Origin of the sequence: Kitasatospora sp. NPDC057015 (assembly GCF_042673745.1) — a bacterium.
Taxonomy (GTDB): domain Bacteria; phylum Actinomycetota; class Actinomycetes; order Streptomycetales; family Streptomycetaceae; genus Kitasatospora.
Genome location: NZ_JBHUSG010000022.1, coordinates 88,183 through 110,578, shown reverse-complemented (window position 1 = coordinate 110,578; position 22,396 = coordinate 88,183). Strand labels below are relative to the sequence as shown.

17 protein-coding genes and 1 riboswitch are annotated in these 22,396 nt (G+C 75.4%); of the genes, 10 read left to right on the top strand and 7 right to left on the bottom strand.

Annotation, left to right across the window (positions count from 1 at the left end):
- Positions 1–227: 227 nt before the first annotated feature.
- From ACFTWP_RS21665 to ACFTWP_RS21625, 9 genes are read left to right on the top strand one after another with little or no spacing between them, the layout of a single operon-like run.
- Positions 228–1,097, top strand: coding sequence for a glycosyltransferase family 2 protein (locus ACFTWP_RS21665; protein ID WP_380266271.1), 870 nt, complete (start codon positions 228–230; stop codon positions 1,095–1,097).
- The gene (locus tag ACFTWP_RS21660) at positions 1,094–2,482 is read left to right on the top strand and encodes a glycosyltransferase (protein ID WP_380266270.1); all 1,389 of its coding nucleotides are present in this window, start codon (positions 1,094–1,096) and stop codon (positions 2,480–2,482) included. Before ACFTWP_RS21665 ends, ACFTWP_RS21660 begins: the two co-directional genes overlap by 4 nt.
- On the top strand, positions 2,482–3,747 hold the full coding sequence (locus tag ACFTWP_RS21655) for a glycosyltransferase (protein ID WP_380266269.1): 1,266 nt from the start codon (positions 2,482–2,484) through the stop codon (positions 3,745–3,747). Before ACFTWP_RS21660 ends, ACFTWP_RS21655 begins: the two co-directional genes overlap by 1 nt.
- Positions 3,747–5,120, top strand: a complete 1,374-nt coding sequence (locus ACFTWP_RS21650) for a lipopolysaccharide biosynthesis protein (RefSeq protein WP_380266268.1) — start codon at positions 3,747–3,749, stop codon at positions 5,118–5,120. The genes ACFTWP_RS21655 and ACFTWP_RS21650 overlap by 1 nt, the downstream gene beginning before the upstream one ends.
- Complete coding sequence (locus ACFTWP_RS21645; protein WP_380266267.1) at positions 5,117–6,091, top strand: glycosyltransferase family 2 protein; 975 nt, start codon at positions 5,117–5,119, stop codon at positions 6,089–6,091. The genes ACFTWP_RS21650 and ACFTWP_RS21645 overlap by 4 nt, the downstream gene beginning before the upstream one ends.
- Positions 6,092–6,104: 13 nt before the next feature.
- Entirely contained in the window at positions 6,105–6,917 is an 813-nt protein-coding gene (locus tag ACFTWP_RS21640; protein ID WP_380266266.1) for a polysaccharide deacetylase family protein, read from the top strand.
- 55 nt (positions 6,918–6,972) lie between these two features.
- Entirely contained in the window at positions 6,973–8,880 is a 1,908-nt protein-coding gene (locus tag ACFTWP_RS21635) for a glycosyltransferase (RefSeq protein ID WP_380266264.1), read from the top strand.
- Positions 8,881–8,890: 10 nt separating this feature from the next.
- Positions 8,891–10,249: a family 16 glycosylhydrolase gene (locus tag ACFTWP_RS21630; protein WP_380266263.1), complete on the top strand. Its 1,359-nt coding sequence runs from the start codon at positions 8,891–8,893 to the stop codon at positions 10,247–10,249.
- Positions 10,250–10,289: 40 nt separating this feature from the next.
- The gene (locus ACFTWP_RS21625; RefSeq protein WP_380266262.1) at positions 10,290–11,615 is read left to right on the top strand and encodes an ATP-grasp domain-containing protein; all 1,326 of its coding nucleotides are present in this window, start codon (positions 10,290–10,292) and stop codon (positions 11,613–11,615) included.
- A 75-nt stretch (positions 11,616–11,690) separates the two neighbouring features.
- Here ACFTWP_RS21625 and ACFTWP_RS21620 read toward each other — a convergent pair whose 3' ends face one another.
- On the bottom strand, positions 11,691–12,902 hold the full coding sequence (locus ACFTWP_RS21620) for an NAD(P)-binding domain-containing protein (RefSeq protein WP_380266261.1): 1,212 nt from the start codon (positions 12,900–12,902) through the stop codon (positions 11,691–11,693).
- 181 nt (positions 12,903–13,083) lie between these two features.
- Positions 13,084–13,707, bottom strand: coding sequence for a GTP cyclohydrolase II (ribA, locus tag ACFTWP_RS21615; protein WP_380266260.1), 624 nt, complete (start codon positions 13,705–13,707; stop codon positions 13,084–13,086).
- Between the two features lie 300 nt (positions 13,708–14,007).
- Between ribA and ACFTWP_RS21610 the strand changes: the two genes are divergently transcribed.
- Positions 14,008–14,772 (top strand): VOC family protein, encoded by a 765-nt coding sequence (locus tag ACFTWP_RS21610; protein WP_380266259.1) that lies wholly within the window; start codon positions 14,008–14,010, stop codon positions 14,770–14,772.
- Here ACFTWP_RS21610 and lnt read toward each other — a convergent pair.
- The 5 genes from lnt to cobN all read right to left on the bottom strand — a co-directional run bounded on the left by lnt (position 14,748) and on the right by cobN (position 22,032).
- On the bottom strand, positions 14,748–16,313 hold the full coding sequence (lnt, locus tag ACFTWP_RS21605; protein WP_380266258.1) for an apolipoprotein N-acyltransferase: 1,566 nt from the start codon (positions 16,311–16,313) through the stop codon (positions 14,748–14,750). The genes ACFTWP_RS21610 and lnt overlap by 25 nt on opposite strands.
- Before the next feature lie 141 nt (positions 16,314–16,454).
- Complete coding sequence (locus ACFTWP_RS21600) at positions 16,455–17,450, bottom strand: NAD(P)-dependent alcohol dehydrogenase (protein ID WP_380266257.1); 996 nt, start codon at positions 17,448–17,450, stop codon at positions 16,455–16,457.
- Positions 17,447–17,740 carry a helix-turn-helix transcriptional regulator gene (locus ACFTWP_RS21595; protein WP_380266256.1) on the bottom strand — a complete coding sequence of 98 codons (294 nt, stop codon included), beginning with the start codon at positions 17,738–17,740 and terminating at the stop codon, positions 17,447–17,449. The genes ACFTWP_RS21600 and ACFTWP_RS21595 overlap by 4 nt, the downstream gene beginning before the upstream one ends.
- On the bottom strand, positions 17,734–18,162 hold the full coding sequence (locus ACFTWP_RS21590; protein ID WP_380266255.1) for a hypothetical protein: 429 nt from the start codon (positions 18,160–18,162) through the stop codon (positions 17,734–17,736). Before ACFTWP_RS21590 ends, ACFTWP_RS21595 begins: the two co-directional genes overlap by 7 nt.
- A 204-nt stretch (positions 18,163–18,366) precedes the next feature.
- The gene (gene cobN / locus ACFTWP_RS21585) at positions 18,367–22,032 is read right to left on the bottom strand and encodes a cobaltochelatase subunit CobN (RefSeq protein WP_380266254.1); all 3,666 of its coding nucleotides are present in this window, start codon (positions 22,030–22,032) and stop codon (positions 18,367–18,369) included.
- Between the two features lie 190 nt (positions 22,033–22,222).
- A riboswitch (cobalamin riboswitch) is annotated at positions 22,223–22,348 on the bottom strand.
- Positions 22,349–22,396: the final 48 nt, after the last annotated feature.

Sequence of the window (22,396 nt, the reverse complement as noted above, 5' to 3'; positions counted from 1 at the left end):
ACGTGGTCGGCAGACCCGTCCTGTGCCGCAGACCGCGCACCCCCGTCCCGAGCGGCACGGCCGCGGCCAGCGACCCGCCCCTCCTGACCGGATCGCGCACCGCCGTCCCGTCCGGGGGACTTCACCAGGGCCGCGCCCCGCAGGCAACCACGGCGGGCGCCCGCTCCGTCACGACCGGCACGTCAGGGACACCCGCGTGCCCGTCGCCTCCCGAGAGGCAGCCTTCGATGAGTACCACCCTGCCCCCTGACGCCCCTCCGTACCCGCAGGGCGACGGCCGGCCGATGCGCCGCGCGAGCGACCGCGTCAGTGCCCGCCGCCCGCTGCGCCGGGCGAGCGACCCCGTCAGCAGCCGGCGGCCGATGCGCCGCTCCGGTGACGCCGTCGCCACCACGCACACCGTGAGCCTGGTGATCCCGGCCCGCGACGAAGCCCGCAACATCCCCTGGGTGTTCGAGCAGATCCCGCGCTGCGTCGACGAGGTCCTGCTGGTCGACGGCGCCTCGCAGGACGCCACCGTGAAGGTGGCCAGGCAGTGCCTGCCGACCGTGCGCAGCGTCAAGCAGAGCGCCCCCGGCAAGGGCAACGCCCTGCGCTCCGGCTTCGCCGCCGCCACCGGCGAGTACATCGTGATGATGGACGCCGACGGCTCCATGTGGCCCGGCGAGATCCCGCACTACCTGCACTTCCTCGACAACGGCTACGACTTCGTCAAGGGCTCGCGCTGCATCGCCGGCGGCGGCTCACTGGACCTGACCCGGATCCGCTCGCTCGGCAACCGGGCGCTGCTCACGGTCGTCAACCGGCTGTACGACTGCATGCTGACCGACCTGTGCTACGGCTACTGCGCCTTCCGCCGTGACTTCCTGGACGAGCTCGACCTGCGCTCCTCGGGCTTCGAGATCGAGGCCGAGATGATCGCGCACGCGCTGCGCTCCGGCCTGCGGATCGCCGAAGTGCCGAGCCTCGAACTTCCCCGCCGCAGTGGTCGCTCACACCTGCACGCCGTCTCCGACGGCCGAAGGGTACTGCGGACCCTGCTCGCCGAGCGCCCCGGCGCCCGGTCCGCGGCGCCCCTTGCCGTGGGGGAGGGATGATGAATGGCTCCGACCGGCGCACCGCAGTGGCCTGCCCCTGCCCAGCCGCCCGCGACTCGCTCTACACCCCCGTTCGGATCGTCGAACTGGACCTGGACGAACCGAGCGGGCTGCGCCCGCCGGGGGGCTCCGGCGCCGTCGACCCGGAAGGCCGCGTGTTGGCGTTGGTGCGACTGCACGGACACCCGCTCGGATTGGTGAACGCCACCGGCGCGCCCGGCGACCTCGCCGGGCTGCGCCGGGCGCTGGTCGACGCCGCCCATCGCGAGCTGCGGGTCCCCGCGCGCTCCGACCGCACTCCGGCCGCGATGACCCCGGCGCCGTTCACCACACCCTCGGGGCCGGTGAGTCCGGCCCGACGAGCCACCGCGACACCCGCGGCCCGACCGGGTCGGGCCGGCCGTGCCCGGGTGCCGGCGGAACCGCCCCTGATCAGCGTCATCGTGGCCACCCACAATCGGGAGGGCATGCTGCGGCAGTGTCTCGACTCCCTGCTGCGGAACGGCTATCCGCGGGCCGAGATCATCGTCGTGGACAACGCCCCCGCGAACGACGCCGCGCGGACGCTGGTCCAGGGGCGGTACGCGGGCCGGGTCGGCTACCTGCGCGAGCCGGTGGCGGGCCTGGCCCGCGCCCACAACACCGGCCTGGCCGCCGCCCACGGCGAGCTGTGCGCCTTCACCGACGACGACACCCTCGCCGACCCGGCCTGGCTCACCTCGCTCGCCGCCGCGTTCGCCGGCGACCCCCGGATCGGCTGCGTGACCGGCCTGATCCTGCCGGCCGAGCTGGAGACCGAGGCCCAGGCCGCACTGGAGAACCACGGCGGCTTCGGCAAGGGCTTCGCCGCCCGTACCTGGTCGCTCACCGACCGCCGCCACGACCCGCTCTTCCCGTTCGCCGCGGGTCAGTTCGGCTCCGGCGCCAACATGGCCTTCCGGACCGCCGAACTGCGCGGGATCGGCGGCTTCGACCCCGCCACCGGCACCGGGACACCCGCGCACGGCGGCGACGACCTGCTCGCCTTCTTCCGGATGCTGGTCGCCGGCCACACCCTCGCCTACGCGCCCGACGCCCTCATCTGGCACCGCCACCGGCGGACCATGGACGCGCTGCCCGCCCAGGCCTTCGGCTACGGCGCGGGCTTCGGCGCCTACCTCGCCGCCGCCCTCACCCACGAGCCGGCCATGCTGCCCGCCCTGCTGCGCCGGCTGCCCAGGGGCCTCGGCCTCGCGGCCGGCCGCGTCCGCAGCCGGCCCGCCGCCCGGGGCAAGCCCTCGCTGCGGCTCGCCCGGCTGGAGATCCAGGGCCTGGTGTACGGGCCGGTCGGCTACCTGCGCAGCGTACGGCGCCAACGCGGCGCCCGAACCGGGAGTTGTCTGTGATGTCCGAATCCACTGCCGTCCCGGCCACCCTGGCCCGGATCGTCGAACTGGACCTCGACGAACCGGCCGGCCTGCGCCCGCCCGGCGGCCCCGGCACGGTCGAGCCGGACGGTCCGGTGCTGGCCCTGGTCCGCGCCGCCGGCCACCCGATCGGCCTGGTGACGGCCACCGGCACGCCCGGCGACCCCGACGGACTGCGCCGGGCGCTGGTCGAGGCGGCGCACCGCGAACTGCGCGTCCCGGCGCTGCCCGGCCGGGCCGAGGCCCCCGTGGCCGCCGGGCCCGCCCGTCCGCAGCCGCTGGTCAGCGTGATCGTCTGCACCCGAGACCGGACCGCGATGCTCCGCCGGAGCCTCGACTCCGTGGTCCGCACCCGCTACCCGCGGGCCGAGATCATCGTGGTGGACAACGCGCCGACGAGCGACGCCACCGAGCGACTGGTCCGCTCCGAGTACGGCGACCGGATCCGCTACCTGCGCGAACCGGTCCCCGGACTGTCCTGGGCCCGCAACGCGGGGCTGGCGGCGGCCCGCGGCGAGATCTGCGCCTTCACCGACGACGACGCCATCGTCGACGCCGGCTGGGTGGACGCCGTGGTGAAGGCCTTCCAGGCCGACGCCGCCGTCGGCTGCGTGACCGGGCTCGTCCTGGCGGCCGAGCTGGAGACCGAGGCCCAGGTCGTCCTGGAGCAGTACGGCAGCTCCTCGCGCGGCTACGCCCCGCAGAGCTGGTCCCTGCGCGACCTCCGGGACGACCCGCTGATCCAGTTCTCCGTCGGACGCTTCGGCTGCGGCGCCAACATGGCCTTCCGCACCGACGTGGTCCGCGGGTTCGGCGGCTTCGACACGGCGACCGGGGCGGGCACCCCCGCCCGCGGCGGCGAGGACCTGCTCGCCTTCATGCGGGTGCTGAACGGCGGCCGCACCGTGACCTACCAGCCGGACGCCATCGTCTGGCACCGTCACCGGCGCACCATGGAGGCCCTGACCACCCAGGTGTTCAACTTCGGGGTCGGCTTCGGCGCCTTCCTCGCCGCGGCCGTCTCCCGCGAGCCCGGCCTGCTGGTCTCGCTGGTGCGCCGGCTGCCCCGGGGCGTCTGGAAGTGGCAGGTCGCGCGGCGCGACCACGTGCAGTCGGCGCCGACCGGCCGCAGCGTCCAGCGCCGGCTCGGGCACCTGGAGTTCCAGGGCCTGCTGTGCGGCCCGTTCTGCTACGCGTTCAGCCTCTGGCGCCAGCGCGGGCTGCAGCCGGGGGAGTGGCCGTGATGTCCGTCCTCGCCGCCCGCCGCACCGCCGCCACGCGGCCCTGCTCCTGCCCGCAGCCGCTGCCCTGCGAGTGCTCGTACCTCACCCTGCTCCGCGCCCGCGCCCGGGCGGCCAGGACGGCCGCCCGCGGTGAGCCGCTGCTGCGCAACGGCCACATCCTGGCGGCGAGTTCCCTGCTGGCGGCGGGGCTCGGATCGATGTTCTGGATCCTCGCCACCCGCTCGTACAGCGCCGAGACCGTCGGGCGCAGCTACGCCGCTCTCGCGGCCGCGTCCTTCCTGTCCACGCTGGGCAGCTTCAACCTCGGGGACGTGCTGGTGCGGTTCGTGCCGACCGCGGGGCGGCACACCCGGCGGCTGGTCCTGCGCTGCTACACCGCGAGCGCGGTGTTCAGCGCCCTGGCGGCCGGCGGCTTCCTGCTGCTGATCCCGCTGATCGCCCCGGGGCTCGGCTACCTGCGGGAGCCGGTGGTGGCCGTGGCGTTCATGGCCGCGACGGCCGGCTACGCACTGTTCGTCCTGCAGGACGGCGCGCTCACCGGACTGCGCCGCACCGGCTGGGTGCTCGGTGAGAACGCCCTGTTCGCGGTGGCGAAGTCCGCCCTGCTGGCGCTCTGCGCGATCCTGGCCGTGGGCACCGGCATCCTGGTCTCCTGGTCGGTGGCGCTGGTGCTGTCGATCGTCCTCACCAACCTGGTGCTCTTCGGCCGGGCGATGCCCGCCGGGCAGTCGGCCGACGCCTCCGACACGACTCCTCCGCAGCGCGTCGCGCGGTACGCCACCGCGGACTACGTCGGCAACCTGTGCAGCGTCGCCACCTACTCGGTGGTGCCGCTGCTGGTCCTCAACCACCTCGGCGCCGGCCAGAGCGCCTACTACTCACTGGCCTTCATCATCGCCGACACCCTCTACGTGGCCGCCTTCAGCATGGGCCACTCGCTGATCGTCGAGGGCGCCGACGCCCCCGAGCGGCTGGTGGAGCTGGCCCGGCACATGCTGCGCCACTCCGCGCTGCTGCTGGCCGGCGCGGTCGCCGTGGTGGTGGCCGCCGCCCCCTGGATCCTCCAGCTGTTCGGCCCCGACTACGCCTCGCACGGCACCACGGTGCTCCGGCTGATGGTGCTCGCCGCGGTGCCCAACGCGGTGCTCAGCGTGGGCATCCAGGTGGCCCGGGTGCGCCGGTCGGCGACCTGGATGATCGGACTGCGACTGGCCTTCGCCGTCGTGGTCATCGGCCTGACCGCGGGGCTGCTGCCCGTGCTCGGCCTCACCGGCGTCGGCCTCGCCTGGCTGGCCGCCGAATGCGTGCTCGCCCTGCCGCTGCTGCTGACCCTGCAGCGCTGGCTGCCCACAGCGAACGGGAGGCCGACATGACCACCGCAGCCACCCCCACCCTGTCCGTCGTCGTCTGCGCCTACACCCAGGACCGATGGGACGACCTGTGCGCCGCGGTCGCCTCGGTGCGCGCCCAGCACCCGCCACCCGCCGAACTGCTGCTGGTGATCGACCACTGCCCAGCGCTGGAGCGCCGGGCGGCCGGCGGACTACCGGCCACCGTCATCGCCAACGCCGGCCCGAAGGGCCTCTCCGGGGCACGGAACACCGGCATGGCCGCCGCCGCGGGCGAGGTCGTCGCCTTCCTCGACGACGACGCCGTCGCCGCCCCCGGCTGGACGGCCCGCCTGCTGGCCGGCTACCGCGACCCCGCGGTGCTCGGCGTGGGCGGACTGGTCGAGGCCTGGTGGGAGACCGGCCGCCCCGGCTGGTTCCCGCCCGAGTTCGACTGGGTGGTCGGCTGCTCGTACCGCGGCCTCCCGGAACACGGCTGCGAGGTGCGCAACTTCATCGGCGCCAACATGTCCTTCCGGCGAGCCGACGCGGTCGCCGCCGGCGGGTTCCGCACCGAGCTCGGCCGGGTCGGGACCAAGCCGCTGGGCTGCGAGGAGACCGAACTCTGCCTGCGGATCGCCGCCCGCAACCCCGGCGCGCTGCTGCGCCACGAACCCGGCGCCGTGGTGCGCCACCACGTCCCGCGGGCACGGACCAGCTGGGCGTACTTCCGGGCCCGCTGCTACGCCGAGGGCCGCTCCAAGGCCCAGGTGGCCCGCCTGGCGGGCGCCCGACCGGCGCTCTCCAGCGAACGCCGCTACCTGCTGCACACGCTGCCCGCCGCCGTCGCCCGCGGCCTGGGCCGGGGGGAGCTGCGCACCGTCGCCGCCTCGCTGGCGGGCGTCGGGACGACCGCCTTCGGGTACGCCCTCGGCCGCCTCGCCCGGCCCGCCCGGGTGCCCGCCCCGGCGGGGGAGCCCGCACGCGTCGCCGCGGCCGGGCCCCGGAGCGAGTGAGGAGTGGTTGATCATGTTGGCCGTGCCGGTCTTCCTCTACCACTCGGTGTCGGACGACCCGCCGTCGTGGATCGCGCCGTTCACCGTGACCCCGCGCACCTTCCGCGAGCAGCTCGACCGGATCACGGACAGCGGCCTGTCGGTGGTACCGCTGCGCCGCCTGGTCTCCGCCCTCCACGGCGGACCGCCGCTGCCGCCCGGGTCGGCGGTGCTGACCTTCGACGACGGATTCGCCGACTTCTACTGGACGGTCGCGCCGATCCTCGCCGACCTCGGCATGCCCGCCACGCTCTACGTCACGGTCGGGGCCGTCCACCGGCCCGGCGGGCAGCCCACCGGCAGCCTGCTGCCGCCCGCCCCGATGCTCAACTGGCGCCAGGTCACCATGCTGGACACCGTCGGCATCGAGATCGGCGGCCACTCCCAGACCCACGCCCAGCTGGACACCGTGTACGCCCGGCAGTGCGCCGACGAGGTCGTCGGCAGCAAGCGCCGGCTGGAGGACGCCCTCGGCCACGAGGTCACGGCCTTCGCCTACCCGCACGGCTACTCCAGCCCCGCCCTGCGCCGCAAGGTCCGCCAGGCCGGCTGGACCTCCGCCGCCGCGGTGGGCGACCGGTTCAGCTCGGCCACCGACGACCCGATGCGGATCTCCCGCCTGATGGTCCGGGCCGACACCCCGGCCGCGCGGTTCCAGGACTGGACCCTCGGCCGCGGCGCGGGCCTGGCACCGGCTCCCGAACGCCTCGCGACCAAGGGCTGGCGCGCCTACCGCCGGCTGCGGGCCGCGGTGGGCCGCCCGGTCGGTGGACCGGAGCAGCCGTGATGGACACCGATCGTGACCCGACCCTCCGGGGCGGCCGTTTCGAGGAGGCAGCCGGATGACCGCACCGCAGATTACCGACCCCCCGCTCCCGCCCGAGCGCCGGGGCGGGCCGCCCGGCCCGGCGGTCCGGCCCGTCCGGCCGCTGCGGAGCCGCCTCGCCCGGCTCGGCACCGTCGGGTGGGCAGGCTGGGCGGTCCGCGCCCCGCTGCCGCTCGCCCTGGCCCTGTGGCTGGTCGCGCTGCCCCGCACCCGGCTCGACAAGATGGGCGACCTGGGCCTGCTCCAGGCGCTTCCGGCGCCGTACTGGCTGGGCCTGGTCGTGATCACCGTGGGCTTCGCCGCGGCGCTGCGTGACAAGCGGCTGCCGCAGCGCTGGCTGGCGGGCTACGTGCTGGGCCTGATCGCGATGGTCCACGCCACGCCCAGCCTGCTCTACCCGACCCTGCGCTACGCCTGGGCCTGGAAGCACATCGCGATCGTCGACGCCGTGCTGCGGCACAACGGCAGCGTCCCCAACGCCCACGAGCTGGACATCTACAACCAGTGGCCCGGATTCTTCCAGCTCAACGCCCTGCTGCTGCGGGCGACCGGCCTGCACTCGGCCCTCGGCTACGCGTCCTGGTACCCGGTGCTGGCCAACGTGCTGCTGATCGGCCCGCTGCTGCTGATCTACCGGTCCCTCACCAGGGACCGCCGACTGGTCTGGGGCGGCGTGTGGATCTACTTCGCCACCTCCTGGGTCGGGCAGGACTACTTCGCCCCGCAGGCCTTCGCCTACCTGCTGTTCCTCACCGTGATCGGGATGGTGCTCCGGCAGCTGGCGAACCGCCGGTCGGCCGGGCCCGCCCCCTCCGGCGCCCCGCCGGGGGCCCGGGCGCTCTCGCTGTTCACCGACGCCCCGGCGCGCGGCGGCTGGCGGCCGGCCCCGCTCGCGCTGCTGCTGGTGCTGACGGCGGCCATCGTCACCTCGCACCCGCTGACCCCGCTGATGCTGATCAGCTTCCTGCTGCTGCTGTCGCTGCCCCGGGCCAACCGTGCGGTGGTGCTGCCGGTGCTGGCCGGCGCGGTGGCCATGACGCTGCTCTGGGACGCCACCGTCGCGCGCCCGTACATCGCCTCCAACCTGAGCGACGTGGTGGGCGCGCTGGCCGCGCCGGACAAGAACGCCGTCTCCGGCCTCGCCGGGCTCGGGCAGGCGGTGCCGGGCCAGGTGCTCGCGGCCTGGGTGGACCGGGGGCTGACGGCCACCGTGCTGCTGCTGGCCGTGGCGGCACTGCTGCGCCGCCGGTGGCGCCGGACACCGCTGCCGCTGCTCCTGGTGGCGCCGTTCCCGCTGCTGCTGGCCAACCCGTACGGCGGCGAGATGATCTTCCGGGCGTACCTCTTCGCGCTGCCGGCCGCCGCCTTCCTGATCGGCACCCTGATCGCCCGGTCACCCCGGTTCCCGCGGAGCGGGACGGCGGTGCGCGCGGTGGTGCTGCTCGCGCTGCTCGCCGGGACGGTCTGCGGCTACTACAGCAAGGAGGACATGAACTACTTCACCCCGCAGGAGGCCGCCGCGGGCCGCTACCTCGCCGAGAACGCGCCGCCGGGCTCGCAGATCGTGGTGCTCACCGCCGACGTCCCCGGCTTCGAGCTGCGCTACGACGAGCGGGTGCGCACGGTGCTGGCCCAGCGAGCGGTGGCCGATCGGCGTGAACTGCTGGCCGATCCGGCGTCCGTCCTGGAGAGCACCATGTCCGATCCCCGGGTCATCGGGCCGTCCTTCCTGGTCCTGACCCGGGCGCAGGTGGCCGAGTGCCGGCTGACCGGGGTGTTCCCGCAGGACACGCTGGGGCAGGTGCGGCAGGCCGCGTCGACGATGCCCACCCTGCGGCCGGTCTTCGCCAACCGCGACGCCGTGGTCTACCGCCACGTGACGTCGGTGGTCGGCCAGGGCCCGTTCGCCCGGACGACGGGATGAGGTGGGTGCCGTGCTGAGCGTGCCGCGGTGGCCGACCCCCGGCCGGGTGCCGGCTCCCCGGCTGCTGCTGGCGCTGTCCGGATGGGCGGCCCTGGCGGCCACCGCGCTGCCCGCGGCGTCCCCGCCCCGGGTGGTGCTGACGGCCGGCTTCCTGCTGGCCTGCCCGGGGCTCGCCCTGCTGCTGCTGGCCCGGCCCGCGCCCGCGCCGCTGTCCGCCTGGCCCGGCCGGGTGGCCGCGGCCGTGCTGGTGCCGACGCTCAGCGCGTCGGTGTCACTGCTGGTCGCCGAGGCGCTCTTCCTCGGCGGCGTGTTCACCGTGACCCGCGCACTGGCCGTGCTCGCCGCACTGACGACGGCGCTGGCCCTCGTCCCGCGCCGCCACCGGACCAGGCCCGAGCGGCTAGGGCCGCCGTCGGCCCCGGGCCCGCGGCCGACCGAGGCCCAGGCCCCACGGTCGACCGCGCCCGACCGCCGGGCGGCGCGGCGCCGGGCCGGCTACCTCGTGGTGGCGGCCCTGCTGCTGTTCACGGCGGCCTGCGGCAGCGCCGCGGGCAGTGCGGTGCTGCCGCTGACCGCCGACCCGCAGGCGTCCGCCGCCACCGGGCCGGCGGCGCAGCCGGTCCTCCCGCAGGAGCCCGTCGCCCCGGGGCCGTGGCACCAGGTGTTCCGGGACGACTTCGAGGGGTCGACGCTGAACCCCGCCGACTGGGTGACCTGCTACGACTGGGTCCTGAACGGTGGCTGCACCAACGCGGGCAACGGCGAGGAGGAGTGGTACCAGCCGGGCCAGGTCGAGGTGGGGAACGGGGCCCTCACCCTCAACGCCGACCGCGGCAAGCAGCACGGCAGCGACGGCCGGACGTACCCCTGGTCCTCCGGCATGGTCAGCACCGGCCGCGACTCCTACGAGGGCGCGCCGCGCCACACCTTCACCTACGGCTACTTCGCGGCGGCCATCAACGTCCCCGCCGAGCCGGCGGGCTTCTTCCCGGCGTTCTGGCTGATCCCGGCCGAGACCCGCGGCACCCCGCCGGAGCTGGACATCGCCGAGTTCCCGAACACCGACACGCACGTCAACATGAACCTGCACTGGCGCACCCCGGACGGCAACGACGCGCACATCGGCCGGCTGTTCGGCCCGGCGGACTTCTCCGCCGGCTACCACGTGTTCGCCCTGGACTGGGAGCCGAATGCGGTGACCTGGTACGTGGACGGGGTACAACGGTTCCAGGTGACCGATCCGTCGCAGGTTCCGACGGTCGCGATGGAGCTGGTGATCAATCTCGCGGTGGGCTACCTGCAGTCCCCGCCGCCCACGGTCGACTCCGCCCAGCTGCACGTGCAGTGGGTCGGGGTCTGGCAGCACTGACACCTCCGAGGAGGTGACTCCCCCGATGGAGCGCAGCCGCATGGACCGCAGCCGTACCGACCTCACCCGCCCGGACCGCAGCCGTACCGACTTCACCCGCCCGGACCGAAGCCGTACCGACCTCACCCGTTCGGCGCACGGCGGACCGGAGCTGGACCGCGAGGTCCCCGTGCTCCTGGTCAAGGTCGGACACTATCCGCAGACGCCCAGCCACCTCGGCGCGGTGCGCTCCTTCGGCCGGCTCGGCGTGCCGGTCTACGCCATGGTCGAGGACCGGCTCACCCCGACCGCCGTCTCCCGCTACCTGACCGGGGCCTTCGTACGGCCCAGCACCGGGCGCGAGCCTCCCGGGCAGCTGCTCGCCGCCATCCTGGCGGCGGGCCGGCGGATCGGCCGGCCCAGCGTGGCGGTGGCCACCGACGACGAGTCCGCCGTCCTGCTCGCCGAGCACCGGGCGGAACTGGCCCGCTGGTTCCTGCTGCCGCCGGTGCCCGCGGAGCTGCCCCGGCGCCTGGCCAGCAAGGCCGGCCTGCACGCGATCTGCCGGGAGGCCGACGTCCCCACCCCGCGGGCCTGCGCCCCCGGCAGCCGGGCGGAGCTGGTCGACGCGGGCCGCCGCTGGGGCTACCCGCTGGTGCTGAAGAACCTGGAACCGTTCACCCGGCTCCGCCACCCGGCGGTCGGCCACACCACGGTGGTGCGGAGCGAGGAGGAGCTGCTCGCCACCCTCGCGCGCGGCGGACCGGACGGTGGGGCGCCCTCCGTGCTGGCCCAGGAGTACCTGCCGCCGGAGCGGTCCGAGGACTGGATCACCCATCTCTGCTGCGGCCCGGACGGCGAGCCGCTGGCCCTCTTCACCGGCCGCAAGGTGCGCTCCTGGCCGCCCGGGCGAGGGGTCACCGCGCGGGCCCGCGCCTGCCCCAATCCGGAGCTGGCCGCGCTGGCCGCCCGGCTCTGCCGGCGGATCGGCTACCGCGGGGTCGCGGATCTGGACTGGCGCCTGGACCTGCGGGACGGCCGGTACAAGCTGGTCGACTTCAACCCCAGGACGGGCGCCCAGTTCCGCCTCTTCGAGACGGTCGACGGGGTGGACGTGGTGCGCGCCCTGCACCTCACGCTGACCGGCCGCCCGGTGCCGTCCGGCGCGCAGCTCTCGCGCAGCTTCGGGGTGGGCCAGATCGACCTGCTGTCCATGCTGGCGACGTCCTGGGGGGAGCGCCGCGCGCCGCGGGACGTCTGGCCGCGCCGCTCCACCGAGCGGGCCTGGCTCTGCCGGGACGACCTGGCACCCACGGTCGCCGAGGCGGCCCGGTTCGGCTGCTCCGCCGTGCGGGTGCTCGCGGGGAGCGTGCGGAACCGGGGGTGAGGGTCGGTCCGGGGCGCGGGCCCCGGGCATGACGCCGTCCCCGGCGAGCCGGCCGGGGACGGCGGTGCGCGCGGGTCAGCGCGGGGTGGTGGCGACGGCGCGGCTGACGCGGCGGGCGGCGAAGCCGGTGCCGCAGACGAAGCGCAGGACGGGCCCGAAGGTGTCGGCCGCCGCGAGTCCGGTGAAGTAGAGGCCGGGGACGGAGGATTCGAGGCCGGCGGAGAGCCGCGGGGCGCCGCCGTTGGCGCGTCGGACGGCCCGCCGGAGGGCGGGGTCGAGCAGGTCGAGCCGGTCGACGTCCACCCGGTAGCCGGTGGCGGCCAGCACGTGGTCGGCCTCCAGGGTGTCGGTGCTGCCGTTCGGCCCGCGCAACCGCAGGCGGATCTGCCCGCCGGCGTGCTCGGCGTGGTGGACGGTGTACCCGGCGAGCAGCGGGATCCGCCCCCGGACGCGGTCGCGCAGCCACCAGGCGCCGGAGGGGCCGAGGACGGCGCGCACCAGGTGGGCCCGGGTGCCGTCGGGGAGGTGGCGGAAGGCCTGCGGGGTGCGGCTGAAGGCCACGTGGGACCAGCCGGGGCCGAGCGTGGAGCCGGGTTTGACCAGGCGTGCGGGCAGCGGCCGGTCGCCGTTGAGGTCGGTCGGCGGCGGGGTGCCGAAGAGCACCTGCTCGTTCCTGGAGACCAGGGTGGGGACGGCGCCCGCCTCGCTGAGCAGGGCGGCGCCCTCCAGGGCGGACTGCCCGGCGCCGATCACCGCGACGCGCTGCCCCGCGAACACGGACATGTCGGTGTGCTCGCAGGTGTGGGAGGCCAGTGCGAGGTCGGCGAGCGGCGCGAGCGCGGTCGGCATCCTGGCGTAGGGGGCGAGGCCGGTGGCGACCACCACGGCGCGGGTGCCGAACACCGCGCCGTCGTCGAGGGTGACGCGGAACCCGTCGCGCAGGTACTCGACGGCGGTCACGGTGCTGCGCTCCACCTCGGGGACGCAGCGCCGCTGGTACCAGTCGCCGTACTCGACGAACTCGGCGAGCGGGACGGGGTAGAGGTCGCCGACGGGCGGCCGGCCGCGGGCGGCCCGGAAGTCGCTGAGGCGATGGCCGTCGGCGGGTGCCGAGATGTTCGAGGCGCGCGGGGTGGACTTGAGGAACATCCCGGCCGGCATCCGGGTGCGCCAGCCGTCCATCGGCTCGCCCAGGATCCGCAGTGGAACCCGGTGGGCCTTGAGGTGGGCGGCGGTGGCGAGGCCGTACGGTCCGGCGCCGATGACGGTGACCGGGACGCGGGACACGGAGGGGGAGGGGATCGTCATCACGGCCGCCGGGGGTGCTGTCGCCGGTGTGGTGACCGGTCCGGATGGTGCACCGTCACGAGGTGTCCTCCCTCCGCGCGACCCCCTCCTCCCAGGGTGCACCGGCCGGGCCCGCGCCGCACCCAGGGCCTGGCGCGGCGCGGGCCCGGCCGGAGCGGGGTCAGCCCACCAGGCTCGGCAGCGCGATCGAGTGGCCGGTGTGCTCCACCTTGGCCCGCAGGTAGCGGACGTTGCTGTCGGACAGGTGGACGCCGGTGGGCACCCGCAGCCCGACCTCGACGCCGAGCGCCGCCAGCTGGTCCGCCTTGTCGGGGTTGTTGCTCAGCAGGTCGATCGCGGGGGCGCCGAGCGCGTGCAGCATCTGCGCGGCCGCGGTGTAGTCGCGGCCGTCCTCGGGCAGGCCGAGCGCGGTGTTGGCCTCGTAGGTGTCGAGGCCGGCGTCCTGCAGGGCGTACGCGTCGAGCTTGTTGTAGAGGCCGATGCCGCGGCCCTCCTGACGGAGGTAGAGCAGGTAGCCGCCGGCCTCGCTGATCCGCTCGACCGACTCGCGCAGCTGCGGGCCGCAGTCGCAGCGGTCGGATCCGAACACGTCGCCGGTGAGGCACTCCGAGTGCAGCCGCACCAGCGGGGTGCCGCGGACCTCGCCGAGGGCGAGGGCCAGGTGTTCGGCCCCGTCGGCCAGGCCGTGGAAGGTGAGGACCTCGGCGTCGGCGCGGTAGCCGTCGGGGAAGGTCAGCGGGATGCGCACGCGAGAGCGCACGGTGGCGGTGCCGTGCTGCGGCATGCCGGGCCTCCGATGCTGCGGTGGGTGGTCCGGACGACGGGCTGGGTCGGATTCGAACCGGTGGACGAGGACCGACCGTACCTCGTAGTTCCAATTTGAACAACTCCCTTCCGTGCCGGGCGCCCCTTCCGGCCCATCGGGCACGGCCCGTCCGCGCGCCCGGCCGCCCGCCGCGCCCCATGCTGTGGAGGGGGCGCGCGACCGCGCGCCGCGGCGCACCGTCGTCGGGCCGGACCGGCCCCGGGGCGGACACGCCGGAGCGGGCGGAGCCGACCGAGGAAACCCGAGAGGAACGGACAGATGAAGCAGACCGAAGTGACCATCGGGGCGCCCAGCTGGGCCGAGATCGCCACCTCCGACCCGGCCGCCGCCAAGGCCTTCTACGGCGAGCTGTTCGGCTGGCGCGCCGAGACCGACCCGCGCCCGGAGGCCGGCGGCTACACGGTCATGCACCTGGGCGAGGCCCCGGCCGCCGGCCTCAGCCCGCTGTACGGCCCCGAGCAGCGCACCGCGTGGTCGGTCTCGTTCGCCGTCCGGGACGCCGACGCCACCGCGGCCGAGGTCGTCGCCGCGGGCGGACGGGTGCTGATGGAGCCGATGGAGGTGCTGGACATCGGCCGGTTCGCGGTGGTCGCCGACCCCTCCGGCGCCGTCTTCGCCCTCTGGCAGGCCCGTACCTTCGCCGGCGCCGGGGTGTTCAACGACCCGGGCGCCCTCGGCTGGGCCGAACTGCTCACCCGCGACCCCGAGCGGGCCGTCGCCTTCTACCCCGAGGTCTTCGGCTGGTCGGTGAACGAGGGCGAGTCGTACACCCAGTGGGGCCTGGCGGGGGAGGACTTCGGCGGTCTGCTCGCGATGGGCGACCAGTTCCCGCCCGACCTCCCGCCGCACTGGCTGCCGTACTTCGCGGTGGCGGACGTCGACGTCACCGCGAGCAGGGCCGCCGGGCTCGGCGGGGAGGTCCTGATGCCGGCCACAACGGTGCCGGCCGGCCCGCGGATCGCCGTCCTGCGGGATCCGCAGGGGGCCGCCTTCGGCGTCTACCTGGCCGGCACCGTGGACTGATCGGCCCCGGCGACGGGGGTGGTGGGCCCCGTCCCCGCGGCCGGCCGCCGCCGGGGCCGGCGCAGCGCCAGCGCCCCGGCGAGGGCCGTCACGGCCACCGCCGTCACCGGCACCACGTCGCCGATCCGGTCGTAGACCGTCCGGGCCGAGGGAGCGACCAGCGCCAGGCGCACGGTCAGCGTGCCGCTGCGGTCGGTGCCCAGACGGGCGAGTTCGCGGCCCTGGGCGTCGAAGGCCGCCGAGACTCCGGTGAGCGAGGCCTGGACGACCGGACGCCCGGTCTCGGCGGCCCGCAGCGCTCCCAGCGAGACGTGCTGCTCTGGCGCCCAGGTGTGCTGGAAGGTGGACGTCGAGGACTGGTAGACCAGCACCCGGGCGCCCTCGTCGACGGCCGCCCGGGACATGTCCGGGAACGCCGACTCGAAGCAGATCAGCGCGCCGACGGGCAGCGGCGCACCGGACCGGTCGGTGGCCGGCAGGACGTGGAAGGCACTGCCCGGGGCCCGGTTCTCACCGGCCGCGCGGCTGACGCCGGCGATCCAGCCGAGCGCCGGCCGCAGCGGGATGTACTCGCCGAACGGCACCAGGCGGATCTTGCGGTAGCGGTCCTCGATGCCCTCCGGCCCGATCAGCACGGTGTCCTTGGAGATCCGCCCGTCGGCCTTGCGGGCGTCCTCGCCGGCCAGCAGCCGGGCGCCGGTCGCGGCGGACAGCCCGCGCAGGGTGGCCAGCGTGGCCCGGTCGCGGTCCAGGTCTGCGGTGGTGCTGCTCTCGCCCCAGACCACCAGGTCCAGCGGTTGCCCGGCCAGCGCGGCCGTGGCCCGGACACCGGCGTCCAGCCGGTCCCCGGCGTCCGCCACCACCCCCGGCTGCACCAGGGCCACGGTGGCGAACCGGTCCGGGCTCGGCTGGGTGCGCAGGGCGAACAGCAGCGGCCCGGCCAGCAGGACGGCCACGACGGCGCACGCCGCCAGCGCGCGGACCGGCCGGCGCCGGGCGCACAGCAGCACCGTGACCGCTGTGTTGGCGGCCACCACCGCGGCGCTGACCAGCCAGATCCCGCCGACCGAGGCCAGCGCGAGCACCGCCGGATGCTGCCACTGGGTCGCGCCGAGCAGCGCCCACGGGCCGCCCAGCGCGTGCCAGGACCTCGCGAACTCGGTGGTCACCCAGACCGCCGGCACCACCACCAGCGCGGCCAGCGCCCGGCGGGCGGTCAGCGGCGGGCGCAGCAGGACCCACACCGCCAGGCCCACCGCGGCCTGCAGCGCGCCGAAGAGCACGGCGAGGGGCAGCAGCCCCGGGCCGATCGAGGGCACCAGCCAGTACATCGCGGTGAGGATGAAGCCGGCTCCGAACCACCAGCCGCGCACCGCCGCCTCCCGCGCGCCCGGGGCCCGCTGCATCAGCAGCAGGCCCGGCACCAGGCAGACCCAGGCCAGCGCGCCGAGGCCGGCGGAGGGGAAGCAGAGCACCGGTACCGCGCCCGCGACCAGTGCGGCGTAGCGAGCTGGCCGGGTCAGGGCGGATCCGAGTGACATCCTCCGATTGTCCGCTTCGGTGCGTAATGTCACCAGGCCACGCGGCCGGTGACGGTCGAGAAGTTCCACTCCTCGCGTCTGCCCGCGTTCCGCCGGGGCATGCCCGGCCCCGCCGGGGCCCCGGCGGGCGGGGCGGCGGGCTCAGTACGCGGGGTGGTCGTCCGGGCCGGCCACGGTGATCGTGACCTTGCCGCGGGCGTGGCCCTCGGCGAGGTACCGGACGGCCCGGGGCACCTCGTCCAGCGGGAAGGCCCGGTCGAGCAGCGGGGTGACCCGGCCCGCCTCGATCAGCCCGGCCAGCACCGCGAGGTCGCCCCGGCCCGGTGTCGCGAGCAGGCCGCGCAGCCGCTGCCGGACGAAGGGCGACAGCAGCAGCGCCCGGAGCGCCCGGTCGGTGCCGCCCAGCCACCGGCCGTCGTGCTCCCCGCCGACGATCACCAGCGTCCCCCGCGGGGCCAGGGCGCGCCGCAGGTGGGACAGCGGCCGGCCGCCCGCCGTGTCGACGATCAGGTCGTAGCGCCGCGGCCCGTCGGTGACGTCCTCCCGGGTGTAGTCGCTGACGTGGTCGGCGCCGAGCGAGCGGACCAGCTCCGCCTTCGCGGGGCCGCACACCCCGGTGACCTCCGCGCCGAAGGCCTTGGCCAGCTGCGTCGCGAACGACCCCACCCCGCCGGCCGCGCCGATCACCAGGACGTGCTGTCCGGGCCGTACCCGCCCCGCGTCGCGCAGCGCCTGGAGGGCGGTGACCGCGGACACCGGGACGGCGGCCGCCTGCTCGAAGGTCAGGTTCGCCGGCTTCGGCGCGCACCGGTCCCGCCGGACCACGGCGTACTCGGCGAAGGAGCCCGCGCAGGTGCCGAACACCTCGTCGCCGACCCGGACGTCGGTCACCTCGGGGCCGATCGCCGTCACCTGCCCGCAGACGTCCATGCCCCGGGTCCGGACCCGGGGCGCCCGGAGCCCGACGCCGAGCCGCACCAGGTAGGGCAGTCCGGTCGTGAGGTGCCTGACGCCGGGGTCGAGGCCGGCCGCACGCACCCGCACCAGCACTTCGCCGGGGCCGGGCACCGGCCTGTCCACCTCCCGCACCTCCAGCACCTCGGGCGGGCCGTACCTGTCCTGGACGACGGCCTTCACGGTCGGTCTCCTTCGCTAGCCGGCCCGCCGGCCGGCTGGTTGTCCGGTTGGCTGTCCGGCTGGTCGTCCGGTTGGTCGTCCGGGTACTGGAAGACGTCGTCGAGCGGGACGGCGAAGGCCCGGGCGATCTGGAACGCCAGCTCCAGCGAGGGGGAGTAGCGGCCCTGCTCGATGGCGATCACGGTCTGACGGGTGACGCCGATCCGGACCGCCAGGTCCGCCTGGGTCATCCCGCCGTGGGTGAACCGCAGGGCGCGGATCACGTTGGTGACCCGGGTCGGCTTCACCATGCGGGGAGCCCCCGGCGGTAGGCGACGATCTTGGCGGTGGAGCCGAGCAGGGCGGACAGGACGAACGCCAGGTAGGTCGCGTTGGCGATCCAGAACGGGTCGAGCCGGGCCAGCGCCATCCCGAGTGCCGTCACCCCGCCGAGCACCACGAAGGCCTGCCCGATCCGCTCGCCGAAGCGGTGGATCTCGCGGTCCCGCTGGTCCTTGCGGCCGCAGTCCTCGCGGGTGGTGAGCGCCGCCGCGATGTCGAGCACGATCGTCGCGACCACCGCGGCGAGGACGCTCCACAGCAGTGCGGCCGTGTAGGGCAGGTGGCTGAGCGGTGTGCCGCCGGCCCCGCCGAGCACGGCGGCCAGGTACGCGGCGTACGCCACGACGGTGACCACGCCCATGATCCATACGCGCTTCTCTTCGAGTGGCATGGCATCAATGTAAAGAAAAGCAGACTCCATGTCCAGAATCTTTGACATCCAAGGGCCGGTGGAGACCAGGGCGGCAAGGCGAGGGGGAGAACGCGAGGAGGGAAGCGCGAGGAGGGAAACGCAAGGGGAAAAAGGTGCTGCCCCGACCGTGCGGGTCGGGGCAGCCGGGTTCGGCCGGTCAGGGCCGGGGCGGTCGGACGGGGCTCAGCCCTCGTCCTCCAGGTCGCCCTCGGTCTCCAGGAACGCCGCCTGCAGCTGCTCGATCAGCTCCGGGTCCGGCTCGGCCCACAGGCCCCGGCTCGCCGCCTCCAGCAGGCGCTCGCTGATCCCGTGCAGGGCCCACGGGTTGGCCCCCGCGAGGAACTCCCGGTTGGTCGGGTCGAGCACGTACTCCTGGGTGAGCTTCTCGTACATCCAGTCGGCGACCACGCCGGTGGTGGCGTCGTAGCCGAACAGGTAGTCGACGGTCGCCGCCATCTCGAACGCGCCCTTGTAGCCGTGCCGGCGCATCGCCTCGATCCAGCGCGGGTTGACCACCCGGGCGCGGAAGACCCGGGCCGCCTCCTCGGTGAGGGTGCGGGTCCGGACGGTCTCCGGGCGGGTCGAGTCGCCGATGTACGCGGTCGGGGCCCTGCCGGTGAGCGCCCGGACGGTGGCCACCATGCCGCCGTGGTACTGGAAGTAGTCGTCCGAGTCGGCGATGTCGTGCTCACGGGTGTCGGTGTTCTTCGCCGCCACCGTGATCCGCTTGTACGCCGTCTCCATCTCCTCGCGGGCCGGGCGGCCACCGAGGTCGCGGCCGTAGGCGTAGCCGCCCCAGACCGTGTAGACCTCGGCCAGGTCGGCGTCGGTGCGCCAGTCCCGGCTGTCGATCAGCTGGAGCAGGCCGGCGCCGTAGGTGCCCGGGCGGGAGCCGAACACCCGGACGGTGGCCTTGCGCTCGTCGCCGTGCACGGCCAGGTCGGCCTGCACGTGGGCGCGGACGAAGTTCTCCTCGTCCGTCTCCTCCTGGCGGGCGGCCAGTCGCACCGCGTCGTCCAGCAGGTTGACCACGTGCGGGAACGCGTCGCGGAAGAAGCCGGAGATGCGCAGCGTCACGTCGATCCGCGGGCGGCCGAGCTCGGCCGGGCTGATCGCCTCCAGGCCGTTCACCCGGCGCGACGCGTCGTCCCAGACCGGGCGGACGCCGAGCAGCGCGAAGGCCTCGGCGATGTCGTCGCCGGCGGTGCGCATCGCGCTGGTGCCCCAGAGCGAGAGGCCCACCGACGACGGGTAGGCGCCGTCGTTGTCGGCCCGGTAGCGCTCCACCAGCGAGTCGGCCAGCGCCTGGCCGGTCTCCCAGGCGAGCCGGCTGGGCACCGCCTTCGGGTCCACCGAGTAGAAGTTGCGGCCGGTGGGCAGCACGTTGACCAGTCCGCGCAGCGGCGAGCCGGACGGGCCGGCCTTGACGAAGCCGCCGCCGAGCGCGTGCAGCACGGCGTCCAACTCGTCGGTGGTGGCGGCGAGCCGCGGCACCAGCTGGCGGGCGCCGAAGTCCAGCACCTCGGCCACGGCCGGCGGCAGACCGGCCGCGACCTTCTCGACCGCCTCCGGAGCCCAGTCCTCGGCCTCCATCGCCTCGACCAGCTCGCGGGCCTTCGCCTCGGCGGCGTCGGCCGCGCCGAGCGTGGGCGCGGACTCGTCCAGGCCGAGCGCCTCGCGCAGGCCGGGCAGCGCGGCCACGCCGCCCCAGATCTGCCGGGCCCGCAGGATGGCGAGCACGATGTTGACCCGGTCGACGCCGACCGGGGCCTGGCCCAGCACGTGCAGGCCGTCCCGGATCTGGGCGTCCTTCACCTCGCAGAGCCAGCCGTCCACGTGCAGCAGGAAGTCGTCGAAGCCGTCGTCCTCCGGCCGCTCGGCGAGCCCGAGGTCGTGGTCGAGGCGGGCGGCCTGGATCAGCGTCCAGATCTGGGCCCGGACGGCCGGCAGCTTCGCCGGGTCCATCGCGGCGATGTTGGCGTGCTCGTCGAGCAGCTGCTCCAGCCGCGCGATGTCGCCGTAGCTCTCGGCCCGGGCCATCGGCGGCACCAGGTGGTCGACCAGGGTGGCGTGCGCCCGGCGCTTGGCCTGGGTGCCCTCGCCCGGGTCGTTCACCAGGAAGGGGTAGACCAGCGGCAGGTCGCCGAGCGCCGCGTCCGGTCCGCACTCCGCGGACAGCGCGGCGGTCTTGCCGGGCAGCCACTCCAGGTTGCCGTGCTTGCCGAGGTGGACGACCGCGTCGGCGCCGAAGCCGCCGTCCTCCTGGGCGGCCGCGATCCAGCGGTAGGCGGCCAGGTAGTGGTGCGAGGGCGGCAGGTCGGGGTCGTGGTAGATCGCCACCGGGTTCTCGCCGAAGCCGCGCGGCGGCTGGATCAGCACCAGCAGGTTCCCGGCCCGCAGGGCGGCGAGCACGATGTCGCCGTCCGGGTTGACGCTGCGGTCCACGTACAGCTCGCCGGGCGCCGGCCCCCAGTGCCGCTCGACCTCCTCGCGCAGGCCCGCGGGCAGCTCGGCGTACCAGCGGCGGTAGTCGGCGGCCGGGATCCGCACCGGGTTGCGGGCGAGCTGGTCCTCGGTCAGCCAGTCCTGGTCGTAGCCGCCGGCCGCGATCAGGGCGTGGATCAGCGCGTCGCCCTCGTGGGTGTCGTTCAGCGCAGATCGCCCGCCCGCCTCCGGGCCGTCGGGCCGGGGCGCCAGGCCCGGCAGCGCGTCCGGCCCGTCCAGCGGCCCGAGGTCCATGCCCTCCGCACGCAGCCGGGTCAGCAGGCGCACCGCGCTGGCCGGGGTGTCCAGGCCGACGGCGTTGCCCACCCGGGCGTGCTTGGTCGGGTACGCGGAGAGCACCAGGGCGAGCCGCCGCTCGGCGGCCGGGATGTACCGCAGCCGGGCGTGCCGTACCGCGATGCCGGCGACCCGGGCGGCCCGCTCGGGGTCGGCCGCGTAGACGGTCAGGCCGTCCTCGTCCAGCTCCTTGAAGGAGAACGGGACGGTGATCAGGCGGCCGTCGAACTCGGGGACGGCGACCTGGGTGGCGGTGTCCAGCGGGGAGAGGCCGTCGTCGCTGGCCTCCCAGGCGGCGCGCGACCAGGTCAGGCAGAGCGCCTGGAGGATCGGGCGGTCGAGGGCGGCCAGCGCGCCCGCGTCCCAGGCCTCCTCGTCGCCGCCGGCGGAGGCGTCGGCGGGGCGGGTGCCGCCGGCCGCGAGGACGGTGGTGATGATCGCGTCGGCCTGCGCCAGCTCGGCCAGCAGCTCGGGCTCGGCGCCGCGCAGCGAGGAGCAGTACAGCGGGCGCGGGCGGGCGCCCTTGTCCTCGATCGCCCGGCAGAGCGTCTCGACGAAGGCGGTGTTGCCGCTCATGTGGTGGGCGCGGTAGTAGAGCACCGCGATCACCGGGCCGTCGGCGTTCTCCGCCGTCGCGGTGCGCTCCAGCGGGCCCCACTCGGGCGCGGAGGCGGGGGCGGCGAAGCCGTGGCCGGTCAGCAGCACGGTGTCGGAGAGGAAGGCGCCGAGCTCGGCGAGGTTCGCCGGGCCGCCGTGCGCGAGGTAGGCGTGCGCCTCGGCGGCGATGCCGGCGGGAACGGTGGACAGCTCCATCAGCTGGGCGTCGGGGGCCTGCTCGCCGGTCAGCACGATCACCGGGCGGGGGCCGGCCAGCAGCGCGTCCAGGCCCTCCTGCCAGGCCCGGCGCCCGCCGAGCAGCCGGACGACCACCAGGTCGGTGCCCTCCACCAGCGCCGGGAGGTCCTCGGCGGTGAGGCGGGCCGGGTTGCCGAGGCGGTACCCGACCGGGCCCTCGCTCGCCCGGGCACTCAGCAGGTCGGTGTCGGAGGTCGACAGAAGCAGGATCATGCGAAGGCCCTCCCGGCCTCGATGGCGGGCAGGGGCATGAGCGTGGGCGTCAGCGCGGGCGTGCGCCCGGACGACGGCACGGGCGGGGGCACGGCGTCCGGCGCGGGCGTGAGCCCGGGCGCAGGCATGCGGCAGCGCATAGGTCGAGCCTTCCTCGGGGTCCGCGCCCCGTGGGGGACCCCCGGCCGGAGCGCGGGGGAATCGGGACGGCAGGAGTTCCTGGCTCCCACGGCCGATGAACCGTGGTCACAGTGGCGGGACCGCACCGGGTTTGCACCGGTTTCCTCCCCTTTGCGCCGTCTCTGGCGTGAGCGGACCCCGAAGGATCCGCCCGCGAGCATAGTAGGCGCTGAGGGTGATCCAC

Coding starts and splice junctions, on each gene's coding strand:
- ACFTWP_RS21655 (WP_380266269.1), top strand. CDS start 2,482: ATGTCCGAATCCACTGCCGTCCCGGCCACCCTGGCCCGGATCGTCGAA.
- ACFTWP_RS21590 (WP_380266255.1), bottom strand. CDS start 18,162: ATGCCACTCGAAGAGAAGCGCGTATGGATCATGGGCGTGGTCACCGTC.
- ACFTWP_RS21625 (WP_380266262.1), top strand. CDS start 10,290: ATGGACCGCAGCCGTACCGACCTCACCCGCCCGGACCGCAGCCGTACC.
- ACFTWP_RS21665 (WP_380266271.1), top strand. CDS start 228: ATGAGTACCACCCTGCCCCCTGACGCCCCTCCGTACCCGCAGGGCGAC.
- ACFTWP_RS21610 (WP_380266259.1), top strand. CDS start 14,008: ATGAAGCAGACCGAAGTGACCATCGGGGCGCCCAGCTGGGCCGAGATC.
- ACFTWP_RS21635 (WP_380266264.1), top strand. CDS start 6,973: ATGACCGCACCGCAGATTACCGACCCCCCGCTCCCGCCCGAGCGCCGG.
- ACFTWP_RS21595 (WP_380266256.1), bottom strand. CDS start 17,740: ATGGTGAAGCCGACCCGGGTCACCAACGTGATCCGCGCCCTGCGGTTC.
- cobN (WP_380266254.1), bottom strand. CDS start 22,032: ATGATCCTGCTTCTGTCGACCTCCGACACCGACCTGCTGAGTGCCCGG.
- ACFTWP_RS21645 (WP_380266267.1), top strand. CDS start 5,117: ATGACCACCGCAGCCACCCCCACCCTGTCCGTCGTCGTCTGCGCCTAC.
- ribA (WP_380266260.1), bottom strand. CDS start 13,707: ATGCCGCAGCACGGCACCGCCACCGTGCGCTCTCGCGTGCGCATCCCG.
- ACFTWP_RS21660 (WP_380266270.1), top strand. CDS start 1,094: ATGATGAATGGCTCCGACCGGCGCACCGCAGTGGCCTGCCCCTGCCCA.
- ACFTWP_RS21650 (WP_380266268.1), top strand. CDS start 3,747: ATGTCCGTCCTCGCCGCCCGCCGCACCGCCGCCACGCGGCCCTGCTCC.
- lnt (WP_380266258.1), bottom strand. CDS start 16,313: ATGTCACTCGGATCCGCCCTGACCCGGCCAGCTCGCTACGCCGCACTG.
- ACFTWP_RS21640 (WP_380266266.1), top strand. CDS start 6,105: ATGTTGGCCGTGCCGGTCTTCCTCTACCACTCGGTGTCGGACGACCCG.